This window comes from Clavibacter michiganensis subsp. tessellarius (assembly GCF_021922985.1).
GTDB lineage: Bacteria > Actinomycetota > Actinomycetes > Actinomycetales > Microbacteriaceae > Clavibacter > Clavibacter tessellarius.
Genome location: NZ_CP040788.1, coordinates 2,482,385 through 2,498,534, shown reverse-complemented (window position 1 = coordinate 2,498,534; position 16,150 = coordinate 2,482,385). Strand labels below are relative to the sequence as shown.

Annotated in this window: 18 protein-coding genes and 1 pseudogene; 10 read left to right on the top strand and 9 right to left on the bottom strand. The window is 73.4% G+C overall.

The window, feature by feature from the left end; genetic code table 11:
• The first annotated feature begins 97 nt into the window (after positions 1-97).
• From FGG90_RS11770 to FGG90_RS11745, 6 genes are all read left to right on the top strand, one after another.
• A complete protein-coding gene (locus FGG90_RS11770; RefSeq protein WP_094126922.1) occupies positions 98-1,126 on the top strand; it encodes a LacI family DNA-binding transcriptional regulator in 1,029 nt (342 codons plus the stop codon).
• 198 nt (positions 1,127-1,324) lie between these two features.
• The gene (locus FGG90_RS11765; RefSeq protein ID WP_133065134.1) at positions 1,325-1,603 is read left to right on the top strand and encodes a hypothetical protein; all 279 of its coding nucleotides are present in this window, start codon (positions 1,325-1,327) and stop codon (positions 1,601-1,603) included.
• Positions 1,604-1,790: 187 nt separating this feature from the next.
• Positions 1,791-2,519, top strand: a complete 729-nt coding sequence (locus FGG90_RS11760; protein ID WP_094126926.1) for a 2'-5' RNA ligase family protein — start codon at positions 1,791-1,793, stop codon at positions 2,517-2,519.
• Between the two features lie 191 nt (positions 2,520-2,710).
• On the top strand, positions 2,711-3,130 hold the full coding sequence (locus FGG90_RS11755; RefSeq protein WP_094126928.1) for a BLUF domain-containing protein: 420 nt from the start codon (positions 2,711-2,713) through the stop codon (positions 3,128-3,130).
• An 86-nt stretch (positions 3,131-3,216) separates the two neighbouring features.
• Positions 3,217-3,855: a hypothetical protein gene (locus FGG90_RS11750; RefSeq protein ID WP_094126930.1), complete on the top strand. Its 639-nt coding sequence runs from the start codon at positions 3,217-3,219 to the stop codon at positions 3,853-3,855.
• Positions 3,855-4,106, top strand: a complete 252-nt coding sequence (locus FGG90_RS11745; RefSeq protein ID WP_210433030.1) for a helix-turn-helix domain-containing protein — start codon at positions 3,855-3,857, stop codon at positions 4,104-4,106. The genes FGG90_RS11750 and FGG90_RS11745 overlap by 1 nt, the downstream gene beginning before the upstream one ends.
• Before the next feature lie 130 nt (positions 4,107-4,236).
• On the opposite strand, the pseudogene FGG90_RS11740 reads toward FGG90_RS11745, so the two are convergent.
• The 6 genes and pseudogenes from FGG90_RS11740 to dnaK all read right to left on the bottom strand — a co-directional run.
• Positions 4,237-4,416 (bottom strand): annotated as a pseudogene (locus tag FGG90_RS11740) (DUF1905 domain-containing protein); the annotation flags it as partial.
• 59 nt (positions 4,417-4,475) lie between these two features.
• Positions 4,476-5,687 carry a class I SAM-dependent methyltransferase gene (locus FGG90_RS11735; RefSeq protein WP_094126932.1) on the bottom strand — a complete coding sequence of 404 codons (1,212 nt, stop codon included), beginning with the start codon at positions 5,685-5,687 and terminating at the stop codon, positions 4,476-4,478.
• On the bottom strand, positions 5,684-6,139 hold the full coding sequence (locus FGG90_RS11730) for a heat shock protein transcriptional repressor HspR (protein WP_165771423.1): 456 nt from the start codon (positions 6,137-6,139) through the stop codon (positions 5,684-5,686). The genes FGG90_RS11735 and FGG90_RS11730 overlap by 4 nt, the downstream gene beginning before the upstream one ends.
• A gap of 19 nt (positions 6,140-6,158) precedes the next feature.
• Entirely contained in the window at positions 6,159-7,169 is a 1,011-nt protein-coding gene (locus tag FGG90_RS11725) for a DnaJ C-terminal domain-containing protein (RefSeq protein ID WP_094126936.1), read from the bottom strand.
• 117 nt (positions 7,170-7,286) lie between these two features.
• Positions 7,287-7,955 carry a nucleotide exchange factor GrpE gene (locus FGG90_RS11720; RefSeq protein WP_094126938.1) on the bottom strand — a complete coding sequence of 223 codons (669 nt, stop codon included), beginning with the start codon at positions 7,953-7,955 and terminating at the stop codon, positions 7,287-7,289.
• Complete coding sequence (gene dnaK / locus FGG90_RS11715) at positions 7,952-9,820, bottom strand: molecular chaperone DnaK (protein ID WP_094126940.1); 1,869 nt, start codon at positions 9,818-9,820, stop codon at positions 7,952-7,954. The genes FGG90_RS11720 and dnaK overlap by 4 nt, the downstream gene beginning before the upstream one ends.
• A 318-nt stretch (positions 9,821-10,138) precedes the next feature.
• On the opposite strand from dnaK, the gene FGG90_RS11710 reads away from it, so the two are divergent.
• Both FGG90_RS11710 and FGG90_RS11705 read left to right on the top strand, forming a co-directional pair.
• Positions 10,139-10,834: a hypothetical protein gene (locus FGG90_RS11710; protein ID WP_094126942.1), complete on the top strand. Its 696-nt coding sequence runs from the start codon at positions 10,139-10,141 to the stop codon at positions 10,832-10,834.
• A gap of 326 nt (positions 10,835-11,160) precedes the next feature.
• Positions 11,161-12,132 (top strand): nuclear transport factor 2 family protein, encoded by a 972-nt coding sequence (locus FGG90_RS11705; protein ID WP_094126944.1) that lies wholly within the window; start codon positions 11,161-11,163, stop codon positions 12,130-12,132.
• A gap of 74 nt (positions 12,133-12,206) precedes the next feature.
• Here the strand turns inward: FGG90_RS11705 and FGG90_RS11700 are convergent, their stop codons facing one another.
• From FGG90_RS11700 to FGG90_RS11690, 3 genes are all read right to left on the bottom strand, one after another.
• Entirely contained in the window at positions 12,207-13,103 is an 897-nt protein-coding gene (locus FGG90_RS11700; RefSeq protein ID WP_094126946.1) for a LamG domain-containing protein, read from the bottom strand.
• Entirely contained in the window at positions 13,100-14,185 is a 1,086-nt protein-coding gene (locus FGG90_RS11695; protein ID WP_094126948.1) for a signal peptidase I, read from the bottom strand. Before FGG90_RS11695 ends, FGG90_RS11700 begins: the two co-directional genes overlap by 4 nt.
• Before the next feature lie 101 nt (positions 14,186-14,286).
• Positions 14,287-14,955, bottom strand: coding sequence for a hypothetical protein (locus FGG90_RS11690; RefSeq protein WP_094126950.1), 669 nt, complete (start codon positions 14,953-14,955; stop codon positions 14,287-14,289).
• 223 nt (positions 14,956-15,178) lie between these two features.
• Between FGG90_RS11690 and FGG90_RS11685 the strand changes: the two genes are divergently transcribed.
• Together FGG90_RS11685 and FGG90_RS11680 are read left to right on the top strand one after the other, a co-directional pair.
• Complete coding sequence (locus tag FGG90_RS11685) at positions 15,179-15,673, top strand: MarR family winged helix-turn-helix transcriptional regulator (protein ID WP_094126952.1); 495 nt, start codon at positions 15,179-15,181, stop codon at positions 15,671-15,673.
• Complete coding sequence (locus tag FGG90_RS11680; protein WP_237583360.1) at positions 15,670-16,089, top strand: NUDIX hydrolase; 420 nt, start codon at positions 15,670-15,672, stop codon at positions 16,087-16,089. Before FGG90_RS11685 ends, FGG90_RS11680 begins: the two co-directional genes overlap by 4 nt.
• Positions 16,090-16,150: the final 61 nt, after the last annotated feature.

Sequence of the window (16,150 nt, the reverse complement as noted above, 5' to 3'; positions counted from 1 at the left end):
CCCTCCGGACCGCTTCCGAGATCGCGCTCCCATCCGCGCCAGCACCAGCCCGCGCGGCAGCCCCCGCGGCGACGCGCACGACCGCCGGGCCCCGCGCATGAGGCGCATCGACGACTCCCCCACCATCCACGACGTCGCCGCGCGCGCGGGCGTCTCCAAGTCGGTCGTGTCCCGCGCGCTCTCGGGCGCCCCGGGCGTCGCCGCGGCCACGCAGCTGGCCGTCCGCGCCGCCGCCGACGAGATCGGCTACGTGCCGAACGCGCACGCCCGCAGCATGTCCGCCCATCGCACCCACACGCTCGGGGTGCTGGTGCGCGACGCGTCCACCCCCTTCTACGGGCACCTGCTCACGGCGCTGCAGCAGCGCGCGTCGGAGCGCGGCTACCGGGTCGTCACGGCCACGGGCTTCGGCGCCTTCGACGTGCAGGAGGAGCGCAAGGCCCTCGAGACGCTGGTGTCGCTGCGAGTGGAGGGCCTCGTCGTCTGCAGCGGCGCGCTCCCGGTGGAGGACATCCTGCCGTCGGCCCGGCGGATCCCCACGGTCGTCGCCGGCCGCCCCGAGGTCGACCCGGCGCTCAGCAGCGTCTACTGCGACGAGACCACGGGCGGGCACGGCCTCGCCGACCACGTGGCGTCGCTCGGCCATCGCCGCGTCGCCGTCGTGACCCTCAGCCCGCGCCACTCGCTCACCATCTCGGCCCGCACGCACGCCATGCTCGACCGGCTGCGCGAGCTCGGCCTCGACGTGGTGCACGTCCGCGCGGACGACCACGCCGACGGCCACATCGACGGCGCGGACGGACTCGCCCAGGCGCTCGTGGACGCGGGCGGGATCACGGCCCTCATGGCGCCGAGCGACCTCTGGGCCCTCGCGATCCTCGACGGGCTCGCGCGCCGCGGGATCACGGCCCCCGACGACATCTCCGTCACCGGCTACGACGGCCTGCCGCCGTTCACGAGCGAGCTGATCGGCTTCACCTCGTGGCGCCAGCCGATCCCGGTGATCGGCGCGCTCGCGGTCGACGCCGTGGTCGACCGCATCGACGGAAGCGTCTCGGGCACGTGCCACACCGCGGTCGACGGCGAGCTGATCCCCGGCAGGACCGCCGTCCGCCTCCGCGGCTGACGCGGCGCGCGTGCGGCCGGCGCGTGCCGCCGGCGCCTGCCGTGAGCGTGCGGCGGATGCACACGACGCCGGGCGCGGATCGCCCCGCCGCCGCGCTCCGGCATCCGCCTCGCGGGCGCCCGTAACCCCTGCTCCCCCTCCTCGGCAAGGGGGTGGGCGATCCGCGCCGACGCGCGTGGGATGGAGGCGGGAGGCAGCATGCAGCAGCGCACGACGATGCACATCAGCGGCCGCGATTACGTGCTCGCGGACGACCAGGACCCCGGGGACGTGCAGCGCCGCGCGCTGGCGGCCGTGCGCGAGGGCGGCGCCATGGTCCGCGTCGGGCTCGCGGGCGCGCGCGTGGTCGACGTGCTGGTGAGCCCGGGCATCCCCCTCGTCTTCCTGACCGTGGACCTGCCCGAGGACGACGAGCTCGGCGCCACGCTCACCTCCCCCATCGACATCCCCGACTACGACCACTGGCTGTCGCAGTAGCCCGGACGGCGATGCCCCCGCGTCGTCGCGCACGAGCGTCGCGCCCGGCCGCCGCGCCGTCCGCCGGCACCCGCCGTCCATCCCCCGTTCACCCCGCGGCCGTCCCCGGGGGGGCGTCGATGTGGCACCGTGTCGGTCGCGGTGGGAACGTTCCCTCCGCCCGGACGACGCCGCAGGAGGATCCCGCATGGACCACGACGACCCCACCGCCTACGACATCGCGGCACCCGACATCGAGCCCGCGGCGGCCGGCCGCGTCGACCTGCGCCCGTCGCTGCTCCCCCGCGACGACAGCGACCCCTACCGCTACGGGATCTTCCTCCGTCCCGACCCGCGCACCTGCCGCGCCGTGACCGTCGTCACCGACCAGATCCGCGCGCAGTACGGCCTCGTCTCCGCGGGCGCCTTCCCCCCGCACGCGACCCTCATCGGCAGCCAGCCGTTCGGGCACGACGAGGCCCGGGTGATCGAGGCGGTCACCGCGCTCCTCGCCGACCGCCCCGCGTTCCCCGTGCACAACGCGGGCGTCCGCGATCAGGGCTTCGGCTTCGTCTACGACGTCGACGAGCGGGCCGACGGCAGCAAGAACGCCGAGCTGCTCGCGCTCGCGGCGGACATCGACCGCGTCGCCGCCCCGTTCCGCCGACCCATGGACTCCCCGGAGCACCACTCGTTCGACCCCGCGCGCTTCCGCGCGCACCTCTCCCTGGCCTCGCACGACCTCCTCGTGCGCCCCGACCTGCACGACGAGGTCGGCGACTTCATCCGCGGGCTCGACCAGCCCGTGCCCGACGGGTTCCTCGGCGACACGGTGGTCATGTACCGCACGGCGAGCCCGGACTGGTCCGGCCGCTGGTGGACGACGCTCACCTGGGAGCACGTCCGCACCTGGACCCTGGGCGGCCGGGACGCCTGACCGGGCGGTCGCGCCGGGCCGTCGCACCGAGCCATCGCACCGTCCGGCGCGACACCCGGCCCGCTCCGCCCGCCCGGCGCGGTCGCTCCTCCCCGGGCCCGGCCCCTGTCCCCGCGGCGCACCGAGGAGACGCCGGTGCCCCCGATGAGCCCTCGGACGCGCGAGGATGGAGGGAAGCACGAGGGGGATCCATGCGCACGACCGTCTACACCAGCACCGCAACGCGGGACCTGACCGACGACGACCTGGCGGAGCTCCTGCACCAGTGCGTCCGCAACAACGAGGAATCCGGGCTCACCGGCATGCTCCTGCATCGGGACGGGCGCTTCATGCAGGTGCTCGAGGGGCCCGACGACGCGGTGCGGGACGTGTTCGCCGTCATCGCCGCCGACACCCGGCACACCGAGGTGCGCCTGCTCCTCGACGAGTCCATCACCGAGCGGGCGTTCCCGGCCTGGAAGATGGCGTTCCGCACGGTGGACGACGCGACCGTCGCCCGCCTCGACGGCTACGACGACTTCCTGGACCGGCCCGCCGAGGCCGCCGCGCGCCCGGACGCGCCGTCGCGGGCCCGCTGGCTCCTGGAGTGGTTCCGCTCGCACCCGGTCTGATCCGCGCGCGCTGCGGGGTGGACACCGCCCCGCGCCCGTGGGACCCTATCGACATTCGTTGCAACGACGATCGATAGGACGCCACCATGAGCAGCACCTCCACCGCCGGACCCGCCGTCGCCGCGCAGAGCACGCGCCTCGTGCTCCGGCTGGCGTTCGTCGTCGCGCTGCTCGTGATGCTCGCGGTCGCGGTGAGCGCCGCCCTCGTCGCCGTCGAGACGATCCGCACGGGCGTCGTCCGCACCTCGCTCGAGATGCGCGGCGACCTCCCCGCGCGCGCCGACGCCGGATCCGCCGACCTGCGCTCCGGCGCCTACCGCACGGCGGACGTCGCGGTCGGCGAGCTGTCGGACGGCATCGTCGCGATGCACGTGGTCCGCATCGCGCTCGACGCGTCGGTCGGCCTCGCGCTCGCGGGCACGGTCGCGATCCTGGCCCGGCGGCTGCTCCGGCCGGATCCGCTCGCCCGCCGCGTCAGCCTCGTGGTCACGCTCGCGGGCGGCACGGTGATGATCGCGGCGCTCCTCTCACTGGCGGTGGGCACGGGCGTCGCGTGGCTCGTCGGCGGCGAGCTCAACGACCCGCTGGACGGCCTCGAGGGCTTCTGGCCGGTGGTCGCCGAGGTCGACCTCTCGACGATCGCCCTCGGCTTCGCCCTGATGATCGTGGGCCTCGTGGTCGAGCACGGCGAGCGGCTGCAGCGCGACACCCGCGGCCTCGTCTGATGGCGGCCGACGACGACGGCCCCACCGGCGTGCACTGCCGGCTCGACGAGCTGCTCGCCGCGCGCGGCATGACGCTGACGCGGCTCAGCGCGATCGTGGGGGTCAGCCAGGTGAACCTGTCGGTGCTGAAGAACGACCGGGCGCGGGCGGTGCGCTACTCCACGCTCGTGGCGGTGTGCCGCGCGCTCGACTGCGAGATCGGCGACCTGCTGGTGCTGGATCCGCCGACGTCCGGAGGCGCGGCGTCCTGACCACGGGTCCCTGACCCGCGGCGGCGACCTCCTCGGGGAGCACGGCGTCGCGCGGCACGGCGTCGAGCTCGATCGTGACCTCGACCTCGTCGTCGGCGGCGATCCCGGACGCGGTGCGATGCGCGGCGCTCAGCGGCAGCAGGTGCTGCCCGCCCATGGTGCCGACGGTCGTGCGGTAGGAGTGGCCCGCGACGGTCACGACCACGGCCGGCCGCTTCCCGGCGCCCAGCTCGTCGAGCGCCTCGGGCGGCACGGGCAGCCCCGTCGCGTTCACGCGAGCCTGCAGGACGCGGGTGCGGAAGGTGGGCATGGCGGCTCCTCGGTGAGCGGGCGGCGCGGCGCCGGGCGGCCGCCGGCGGTGGCCCGAGGCTAGGCCCGCGGATCCGCCCGCGTCGAGACGGCGACCGTGAACTTCGCGTTCCGTCCCGCCTCGCGGGTCGGCCCGACGAGGCGCGTGAGCTGCGGCCGGTAGCCGAGCGGGCTGTTGTACACGGTCCAGAGCTCGCCGCCGGGGCGCACCATGCGGGCGGCGGAGCGGAAGAGGCGCTCGGCGAGGCCCGCGTGCACGGTCGCGCCCGTGTGGAACGGCGGGTTGAGGAGCACGAGGTCGACGGACCCGTCGGGCACGGTCGAGCCCGCGTCGTCGCGCACCACGGTCACCCGCTCCCCCAGCCCGTTCGCCGCGACGGTGGCGCGGGCCGACGCGACGGCCGCCCACGACTGGTCGGTCGCGATCACGCGCATGCCGGGCCGGGCGAGCGCGACGGCCGAGGCGATGACGCCCGTGCCGCAGCCGAGGTCGACGGCGCTGCGCGCATCCGCCGGCAGGTCCGGCAGGAACGAGAGCAGGAAGCGCGTGCCGATGTCGATGCGCGCGCCCGCGAACGCGGCGCCGTGCGCCCGCACCTCGAGGCCGAGGTCCGGGTGCGACTCGCGGCGGGGGAAGGCGTCGGCCGCGGCGTCGCGCACGGGCCCGCGCGCCACGAGCACGCGCGACTTCTGCCGGGCGAGCGTGGCGTGCACGTCGCCGAAGGACCGGCGGAGCACGTCGGTCATCGCGGGCGCCATGTGCTTGATCCGCCCGCCCGCGAGCACGGTGACGTCGTCGGCCGCCGCGCGCGCCACCACGCCGGCCCACTCGTCGAGCGCGTCGAGGCTGCGCGGGAGGCGCGCGAGGACCACCCGGGCGCCGACGGCGAGGGCCTCGTCGAGCCCGTGGTGCGCGAACGCGACGGTCGTGCCGAGGTCCCGGGCGTTGAGGTCGAGCGCCGTCTCGGAGACGAGCGCGTCCTGGTGCACGCGGATCCGCATCGGCTCCGTCGCCCCCGCACGCCGGAGCGCCGCGGCGGCCCCGAGCGCGAGCGCGCCGTACTGGTCGCCGACCACGACGACCTCGTCGGGCGTCACGGGCCGACCGGCGGCGGCCGCATCCGCGAGGAGCGCGAGCAGCTCGTCGAGGAGCAGGCGATCCGCGGCGTCGGCCGCGAAGAGGTTCTCGGCCTCGACGTCGGGCCGGCGCCGGAGCGCGCCCAGGTCGAGGAGGTCGTCGGCGGTCGCCGCGGATCCGGTGGCGTTGGTCACCGCGCGTCGCGCCCGCCGGCGTCCCGGTCGTCGCCGGGGCCGGCCAGGGCCGCGCGGTAGAGCACGACCTCGGTCTGTCGCGAGGGCCGCACGCCCGCGCGCAGCGACACCACGTCGCCGTCGCCGCGGGCCGCGAACACGCGGCGGCCGGGCCGGGAGAGCAGCTCGTCCGCGAGCGCGGACTCGAGCTGGCGGACGCGGCCGCGGAGCTCGGACACCTGGTTCTCGAGCTCGAGGATCCGCGCGATGCCCTCCAGGCTCACGCCCTCCGCGCCCAGCCGGGCGACCTCCCGCAGCTGCACGATGTCGCGCATCGAGTAGCGGCGGGAGCGCCCGGCCGTGCGGGTGGGCGACACGAGCCCGAGGCGGTCGTACTGCCGGAGCGTCTGCGGGTGCATGCCCGAGAGCTCCGCCGCCACGGAGATCACGAAGACGGGGGCGTCCTCGTCCATCGCGTCGCGGGGATCCACGTCAGCTCCTGGCCCGCTCGAGGAGGTCGGCGCGCGGGTCCTCGACGGGTCCCGAGCTGGCGAACGCGTCGAGCGCCACGCGCTGGGCGTCGGTGAGGCGCGACGGCACCGCGACCTCGATGCGCGCGAGCAGGTCGCCCGTGCCCTTCGCGGTCGTGACGCCGCGGCCCTTGACGCGCAGGACCTTGCCGCTGGACGTGCCCGGCGTGACCTTCAGCCGCACCGGGTCGCCGCCGAGCGTCGGCACCTCGATGGTCGCGCCGAGCGCGGCCTCCGGGAACGTGACGGGCACGTTGACGCGGAGGTTCAGCCCGTCCCGCTCGAACACGGGGTGCGGGCGCACGTGCACGGTGAGGATGATGTCGCCCGACGCGCCGCCGTCGCCGGAGGGCTCGCCCTTGCCGGCGAGGCGGATCTTCTGCCCGTCGGTGACCCCGGCCGGCACGCGCACCGTGATGGGGCGCCCGTCGGAGTCCTGCAGGCGCACGACGTCGCCCTGCACCGCGGTGAGGAAGTCGATAGTGGTCGACGCCGTCACGTCGCGGCCCTTGGTGGGCGCGCCGTACCCGCGGTAGCCGCCGGTCGACTGGCCGAAGCCGCCGTTGCCGAACATGCCGCCGAGGATGTCCTCGAACCCGCCCTGGCCGTACTGCGGCTGGCCGGATCCGAACCCGGCACGTCGTCCGCGGCCGCCGGCCTGCTGGCCGAACATGCCGCCGAACACGTCCTCGAAGCCGCCGCCCTGGGCGCCGGCGCCGGGCGCGCTGAAGCGGGCGCCGGATCCCATCGCGCGCACCTGGTCGTACTCGCGGCGCTGCTCCTTGTCGGACAGCACGGCGTTCGCCTCGCTGATCTCCTTGAAGCGCGCCTCGGCCGACGGATCCGGGTTGCTGTCCGGGTGGTACTGCCGGGCGAGCTTGCGGTAGGCCTTCTTGAGGTCGGCCTCCGAGACGTCCTTGGACACTCCGAGGACCTTGTAGAAGTCCTTGTCGAACCAGTCCTGGCTGGCCATCAGACGCCTCCCTTCTTCTTCTCGTGGTGGGTGCCGCACGACCCGGTCCGGGCGCCCGCGCGTGCGGGCGCCCGGACCGGGGTGGGTGCAGCCGGATCGATGCTGCGGTCGATGGCGCTACTCCGGCTTGTCGACGACGACCTTCGCGGCCCGCAGCAGCGTCTCGCCGATGTAGTAGCCACTCTCGACGACGTCCGCCACGGTGTCCACCTGGACCTCGGGGTTCGGCTTCTGGAAGATCGCCTCGTGCACCTGCGGGTCGAAGGCGTCGCCCACGGCGCCCACCTTCACCAGCCCGATGCGCTCCACGTTCGTCCGCAGCTTGGCGACGATCGCGGTGAGCGGTCCGCCCTCCGCGAGGTCGCCGTGCTTCTCGGCGCGGTCGAGGTCGTCGAGCACCGGGAGGATGCCCTTCACGACGTCGCCGACCGCGCGCTGGCGCTCGATCTCGCGATTGGCCTCGGTGCGCTTGCGGTAGTTCGCGTACTCGGCGGTCACGCGCTTCAGGTCCGCGAGGTGCTCGGAGTCGCCCTCGACGGGCTCGTTCCGGGTCTGCTCGATGAGGTCCTGGAGCTCCTCGTCCATGGCGTCGGTCGTCTCGACGTCGGGGCCCTCGGCCTCGACGAACGCGCCGTCCACGCCGGGGACGGAGGCCTGGTCGGCCGCCGCGTCCGCCGTGGCGTCGGGCCCGGCCGGGGCCGAGGAGGCCGACCGCTCGGCCCCCTCGTCCTCGGGCGTGGCGTCGTCGGGCACGCGGCCCTCGCCGTTCGCGGTGTCCTCGGTCATCGGTCGGTCTTCTTGTCCTCGTCCTCGTCCACGACCTCGGCGTCGACGATGTCCTCGTCGTCCTTCTTCGCCTCGGGCGCGCCCTCGGGCGTCTCCGCCTGGGCCTGCTCCTGCTGGCCCTGCGCGTAGATGGCCTCGCCGAGCTTGGTCTGGCTCGCGGACAGCTTGTCGAACGCGGTCTTGACCGCGGCCTCGTCGTCGCCGGCGAGGGCGCTCTTCAGGCCGTCGACGTCGCCCTGGACCTCGGACTTGACGTCCTCGGGGAGCTTGTCGTCGTTCTCCTTGATGAGCTTGTCGATCGAGTAGGCGAGCTGCTCCGCGTTGTTGCGGACCTCGGCCTGCTCGCGGCGCGTCTTGTCCTCCGCCGCGTGCTCCTCGGCCTCGCGCACCATGCGCTCGATGTCCTCCTTGCCGAGCGAGGATCCGCCCGTGATGGTCATCGACTGCTCCTTGCCGGTGCCCTTGTCCTTGGCGGACACGTGCACGATGCCGTTGGCGTCGATGTCGAAGGTGACCTCGACCTGCGGGATCCCGCGGGGCGCCGGCGCGATGCCGGTGAGCTCGAAGGTGCCGAGGTTCTTGTTGTCGCGGGTGAACTCGCGCTCGCCCTGGAAGACCTGGATCGCGACGGACGGCTGGTTGTCGTCGGCCGTGGTGAAGGTCTCGCTGCGCTTGGTCGGGATGGCCGTGTTGCGCTCGATGAGCTTGGTCATGATGCCGCCCTTGGTCTCGATGCCGAGGCTCAGGGGGGTGACGTCGATGAGCAGGACGTCCTTGCGCTCGCCCTTCAGCACGCCGGCCTGGAGCGCGGCGCCGACGGCGACGACCTCGTCCGGGTTGACGCCCTTGTTGGGCTCCTTGCCGCCCGTGAGCTTCTTCACGAGGTCGACGACGGCGGGCATGCGGGTGGATCCGCCGACGAGGACCACGTGGGCCACGTCGCCGACCGAGACGCCGGCCTCGCGGATGACGTCCTCGAAGGGCTTGCGGGTGCGCTCGAGCAGGTCGTTCGTCAGCTCCTCGAACTTGGCGCGGGTCAGCGTCTCGTCGAGGTTGGCCGGGCCGTTCTCCGTGAGGGAGAGGTAGGGCAGCTGGATGCTCGTGCTGGTGGAGGAGCTGAGCTCCTTCTTCGCCTGCTCCGCGGCCTCCTTGAGGCGCTGCTTGGCGATCTTGTCGTTCGAGACGTCGACGCCCGTCGACTCCTTGAAGCGCTTGACGAGGTGGTCGACGATGCGCTGGTCCCAGTCGTCGCCGCCGAGGCGGTTGTCGCCCGCGGTGGAGCGGACCTGGATGGTGCTGAAGTCGTCGTCCTTGCCCACCTCGAGGAGGGACACGTCGAACGTGCCGCCGCCGAGGTCGAAGACGAGGATGAGCTCGTCCTCCTTGCCCCGGTCGAGGCCGTAGGCGAGGGCCGCCGCGGTCGGCTCGTTGATGATGCGCAGCACGTTGAGGCCCGCGATCTCGCCGGCCTCCTTCGTGGCCTGGCGCTCGGCGTCGTTGAAGTACGCGGGGACGGTGATGACCGCGTCGGTCACCGAGTCGCCCAGGTACTGCTCGGCGTCGCGCTTGAGCTTGCCGAGGATGCGGGCGGACAGCTCCTGCGACGTGTACTTCTTGTCGTCGATGCCGACGGTCCAGTCGGTGCCCATGTGGCGCTTGACCGACGAGATGGTGCGGTCGACGTTGGTGACGTTCTGGCGCTTGGCGGTCTCGCCGACCAGCACCTCGCCGTCCTTGGTGAACGCGACGACGGACGGCGTGGTGCGCGCGCCCTCGGCGTTGGCGATGACGGTGGGCTCTCCGCCCTCCAGGACCGAGACCACCGAGTTGGTGGTACCCAGGTCGATTCCTACTGCACGAGCCATGGGGTGTTCTCCTTCTGTTGCCGCGGCGCCCGGATCACGGGGTCGCTTCGTGGGTGACGCGGGGTGAGCCGCGGAGTCTCGCTCGCGGTGCCGCTTCGTCAGCGGCGTTGCTACTTGAGCCGCGATGACTCAACTCTACCGGAGCCCCGTCCGGCGTCAAGTCGGATCCGCCGAACCTGAGCGCAAGCGGCTCAACTCCCAGGAGAGGGCCGATCAGGTCACGTTCGCATCACGGACCCATCGACTTCGGGAGGGGTGCCGAATGCCCTGTCGACTCCAACCGGCGGCCGCTCGGCCGCCCCGACCGAAGGATCCACCATGCGCAACATCTCGAAGTCCCTCCTGGGCCTCACCACCGCCGGCTTCCTCGTCGTCGGGCTCGCCGCGTGCTCCACGCCGCCGCAGACCGCCGACTCCGGATCGTCGTCCTCGAAGCCCGCCGCGACCGCGACGACCGAGGCGAACCCCACGCCGCTCGCGTCGATCCCGACCCTGACCGGCGTCGACACGAAGGTCACGCTCGACTCCGGCTTCACCGGCGCCCTCACGACCCTGGGCCTGACGCCCGGCGTCATCGGCACCGCGACCCTCGACGGCGCCACCGGCACCCTCGCGTTCCCCATCACCGGCGGCAACGTGAAGTACTTCGACCCGCAGCAGTCCTACCGCCCCTACGTCCAGGGCGAGATCGACCACTCCGGCTCCGGCATCAGCCTCACCGCCGGCTCCACCGTCGTGAAGCTCACCGACTTCGTCATCGACCCCGGCACCAGCCGCCTCACCGGCTCGGTCCAGGTCGGCGACGGCGAGGTCATGAAGGACGTCTACATCTTCAACCTCGACGGCACGACCCTGAAGCCCCTCGCGATGGAGGGCGACAACGCCGTCCTCGAGGGCACCACGGTCAAGGTCAGCCCCGACGCCGCGTCGCTGCTGAACAGCACCTTCGGCACCACGGCCGTCACCGACCAGCTCGTCGTCGGCATCGCCAAGATCACCGTCAACACCAAGTAGCACCCACCCGGGGCTCGACCCCCGCAGCAGCACCAGGAACGGCCCGGCCCACGACGCCGGGCCGTTCCTCGTGCGCCCGGCGGATCGCGACGCCGCACGCAGGGAAGCCCCCTCGCATGCGCAGCGAGGGGGCCCCTGCCGGGCGACTCGGGACCCGGTCCACTCAATTCGGAACGGACGCGGGATCCGGCGGGGCGGCTGTCCGCCGGGGGCCAGGCCCCCGCCCGTCCACCTCGACCGCGGGCGTCGCGCATAACAGGATCTCCCGATCAGCGGGCCGTCCATGCACATCGGAGCTTCCCAGCCACCACCCCCATCGTGGATGCATGAGCATTCAACGAACTCCCGTGTCCCTGCTCGCGCGCGGCACCGCCGCGCTCGCTGGCGTCGTCGTCCTCGCCGGCTGCCAGGCCGCCGGATCCTCCGCGGCCTCCGCCGACCCCGCCACCGACGCCTCCCCCATCGTCGCCACCGCTCCCGCGGGCGACGGCGGCACCACGGCCGACCGCACCGACTCCGCCACGGAGTCGGCCAACGCGGACGCCGTCTCGAAGCTGATCGCCGCCGCGTTCCCGGATCCGACCAGCGAGGCCGCGCAGTCCGCGGTCATCGCGGCCGTCGCCCCGGACGCCACCTCGCACGGGTCGAAGGCCGGCCCCGGCGGCCTGCTCGACGAGTTCGTGCAGGCGCACGCGCGCATCCCCGGCGCGCAGGCCGTCGTCAAGCACATCGGCGCCGACGGCGACCTCGTGGCCGTGCACTGGCAGATCACCGCGAACCCGGACGACGAGCGCACCGGCGAGGCGGCGCTCGACGTGTTCCGCGTCGCTCCGAACGGCCAGATCGACGAGCACTGGTCGTTCGACCAGCCGGTGCCGCAGGGCACGCCCGCGAGCGGCAACACGAACACCATGTTCAGCGACCTCTACCAGGGATCGGCCGGGAAGCCGGCGCCCACCGAGGAGCAGGAGGAGGCGAACCGGCAGCTGGCCGTGAGCGCCTACGACACCCTCTTCAAGGACCACGACCCGAGCGTGCTCGACCGCTCGTTCGACCCGGCGTACCTCCAGCACAACACCGTCGCCGCGAACGGCACGGCCGCGCTGAAGGCGTTCTTCTCGGGCGGCGCGCAGTTCCCGGCGCAGCAGGCGGTGGTCTCGATCTCGGACGGCGACCTGGTCTGGATCCTCTCGCAGCCGGTCGGCGCGAAGGCGGACGACCCGTACCTCGCGGCCGACGTCTTCCGCGTCGACGGCGGCCTCATCCGCGAGCACTGGGACGTGGTGCCCGCGAGCTGATCCGACGCACGCACGCACGCACACACGAGGAGGGACGGCCCGACGGCCGTCCCTCCTCTCGCGTCCGAAGCCGGTCAGCGGCCGGCGTCGTAGTGGGCCTTGACCTGCGTCGCCGTGAGCGCCGTCTTGTAGAGCGCGGCGAAGCGCATGCTGCCCGTGAAGTAGTTGTTGCCCGGGTTCGGCCAACCCGACGTGTTGTCGTAGCCGATCCGCCAGTAGCCGGTGTTGCTCTCCGGCGCGGTGAACGCCGTGTTGCCGGCGACGCGCGCGCCGTCGACGTAGAGGATCATTCCCGTGCTCGGCGACATGGTCGAGACCACGTGGTGCCAGGCGCCGTCGGCGACGTTCGCCGGGCTCGTGAGCGTCTGGTAGCCGTTGTTGTAGGTGCCGAAGACGAGCTGCCCGGTCGTGGAGACGTAGGTGTGGCGGTCGTAGGCCGACGAGGATCCGGTGGCCGAGTTGCCGAAGCCGATGAGCTTGCCGCCCTTCACCGTGGTCTTGAACCAGAGCTCGGTGCTGAAGGTCGAGGGCCCCTGCGCCATGAGCGAGTTGGTGAGCTGGCTCGTGGACCCGTTCAGCGTGTAGGCGCCGCCGGCGTCGCGGGGGCAGGCCTGCGGGCTGACGCTCGTGCTGGTCATGGATCCGCGGTAGGTGCCGGGGTAGGCGCCGGTCGCGGCGTCGGTGGCCGTCGTGGATCCGCTCGCCTCGTTCAGCGCGTAGGCGAAGACGGCGTTGGCCTTGTCGGCCGCGAACGCGCTCGAGCAGGTGAAGAACGCGGCCGACGAGGCGGCGCTGTTGTTCGTGTTGGTGATCGCGGCGGTGTACGCGCCGTTCGTGCCCGGCGCGAGGAGAAGCACGGCGCCGAGGGCGGCCGCGGAGACGGCGGCCGCGATCCCGGCGAGGCGCGGGGCGCGGCGGGGGCGAGCGTCCGCGGCGGATGCGCGGCCGAGGAGGCGGGCGACGACGCTCATGCGCGGCGCTCCTCCTCGGCGGGGAGGCCGACGACCAGCGTGTAGAGGAGGGGGACGGCGCAGAGGCCGAAGAAGACGACCCAGCCCCAGAGCGGCAGGTCGAGCGTGGACGAGATGTCGTGGAACTTCCCGGCCTCGCCGGCGGGGGCGGTGATCGTGCCGACCGCGCCGGAGACGACGGAGGTGGCGGTGCCGCCCTCGGCCGCGACCCGGATGGGCAGCAGGCCGGTGTTGACGACGGTGGCGCGGACGTCGCTGCCGGCCGTCACGGCGTCGAGGACGACGAGGCCGACGAACGGCTTCAGGAGGAAGACGGTGAAGGCGGCGACGAGGGATCCGCCGAGCATGCGCATCGAGGCGCGGTGCGTGGGCGAGCCGATGAGGCGGGTGAGGATCATCACGATCACGAGGCCCGCGAGCATCAGCGGCAGGCCCTTCGCGAGCCAGCCGAAGCCGGGGAGGATCGTCGTGGCCTCGCCGACGAGGTGCTCCTGGTCGGTCTTCCACGGGTCCACGGCGCCGTTGATGTCGCCCCGGGTGGTGAGGCCGTCGGCGTCGACCCCGATGACGCGGTGCGTGTAGGTCTCGGCGGGGGTGGTGGAGGGGTGGAAGCTGACGACGTCGCCCACCTGCACGTCCTCGAGGAGGACGGGGGTGGTGAGCAGCAGCGTGCCGACGGGGGCCGTGGTGCCCATCGACGGCGTCTGCACGACGAACCAGCGGCCGCCGGAGGCCTGGAAGAGGAGCGTCGCCGCGACGAGGAGCGTGAGGAGGACGGTGGCCGTCCACATCACGACGGTGCGGCGGCGGACGGAGCGGGAGGTGCGCGCGGCCCGGCGGGCGGCGCCGCGCGCGGGGAGGACGGAGGAGGCGGGGTCGAGGTCCGCCTCCTCCGTGACGAGGACGTCCAGGTCGACGGCATCCCGCTCGACGGGCTCGAGGTCGACGGCGTCGAGCTCGAGGAGGTCCAGCTCGAGGAGGTCGAGCTCGAGGGCGTCGATCTCGAGGGCGTCGATCGCGGAGGCGGTCGGGGGAAGGGGAGCGGTCGCGGGGGCGGTCGCGCGGTCCTGGATGTCGGTCATGGGGCACCTCCCGGGTCAGGGGCTCATGGGGATGGGCGCGCGTGGGGATGGTCGCGCGGAGGGCGGGGCCGCCGTGGCGGCCCCGCCGGGTCGTGCGGGGACTAGGCCGCGAAGGTCCAGGTGAGGGGCAGCGACGCACCGAGGCCCTGGTACGTGTTGCCGGCGGAGGAGTCGAGCGTGACGGCGAACGTGAAGTCGGTGCTGCCGTTCGCGGCGAGGGCGGTCAGCGTCTTGGCGGAGGAGCCGGCGAGGGTCGCGGCGGTGCCGGAGAAGACGGGCGCGGTGGAGCCGGCGGCCGTGATGACGACGTTGAGCTTGGAGCAGAAGTCGGTGGCGGAGCCGTTGACCGTGCCGTTCTTGGTCTGGGTGCAGGTCGCGCCCGGGGTCAGCGTGAAGGTCGCGGCCTTCGACGTGCCGACGTTCTTGATGTTGACGACGCTCGTGACCGTCTGGCCGGGGACCATCGTGGTCGAGCCGCCGAACTTGTTGATGGTGGAGCAGGTGGCGGCGTTGGAGTCGACGCCGGTCGCCGCGCTCGTGCTGAGGCAGGTGACGGTCGGGGCGCCGTTGGCGCCGGCCTGCGACTCCTGCATGACGAGCGAGCCGGAGGCCGCCGTGTTGGTGTCGTTGGTGATCGAGGCGACGAAGCCCGACAGCGTGCCGGACATCGAGACGGAGAGGAGGACGGCCGCGGCGACGCCGGTCGCGATGGCGAGGGGGGCGAAGCGGACGCGCTTGGTCTTGGCGGCGGGGGCGATGTGGTTCGACATGTTCTGGCTCCTGGCGGATCGGGGTGGGACGGGCGGGGTGGGCCCGGGGAGGAAGTTTGACTCGCTTTGCAAGTAACTCGAATATACAGCTACTCAGATTCCGCGCAATCCCCCCACTGCGGGGGGCATGCCGTTCGCGGAGCGGATGAGCCCCCTCGCGCCGCGTTACAGTCGCTGGACCGCACCCGGATCCGCCCGGATCCCCGACGCAGGGACACCGCCCATGACCCCGGAGAAGACCGCTCCGCGACGCCGCGACGCCGCGGCCGTGGACGCGCTCGCGAACGCGCTGCACATGGTGGAGACGGCGCAGCGGCAGCTGCGGACGCGCATCGCCCACGACGTCGGGATGAACACGACCGACCTGACCGTCATCAGCGTCGTCGGCGACCTCGGCCGCATGACCCCGAAGCTGCTCGCCTCCGAGATCTCCATGGGCACGGGCGCCGTGACCGCGGTGATCGACCGGCTGGTGGGCGCCGGGCTCCTCGACCGCGTACCCAACCCGCGGGATCGGCGCAGCGTCTTCCTCGAGCTCACCGACACCGGCCGCGCCAAGCTCGCGCACGTGGCGGCCGACTACCGCGCGGCTGCCGAGGTGGCGCTGCGGGCGTCGCCGGGGCTCGGATCCGAGGAGACCGCGGAGGACATCGCGCGCGCGGCGATCGCGATGACGGCGCACACGATGGACGGACCGGACGCGGCGACGGCCCCGTGACCGACGGCTCCGCGCTCCCCGAGGGCTGCCAGGTGGTGCTCGTCGACGGGAGCGGCCGGATCCTCCTGCAGCTGCGCGACGACATCCCGACCATCCCGTTCCCCGGGATGTGGGCGCTGCCCGGCGGCATGCTCGAGCCGCCGGAGACGCCGCTCGCGTGCATCGTGCGGGAGGTGGAGGAGGAGCTCGGCGCCCGGATCCCGCCCGCGGAGGTCACGCACCTGATGACGCGGACGCGCTCCTACGGGATGGAGCACACGTTCACGGCGCGGCTCGATGTGCCGGCGGAGGACATCGCGCTCACCGAGGGGCAGCGCGTGGCATGGTTCCCGGTACCGGAGGCGATCGGCCTGGGGCTCGCCTACGAGGACGCGGACGTGCTGCGGGAGGTCGCGGGGCTGCTGCCGCGCGGGTGAGGGCGGCGGTCGGCCGGCCCCGGCCGCGGCCCCGGCGCTGACCCGAGGGGTCGGCGGGTCG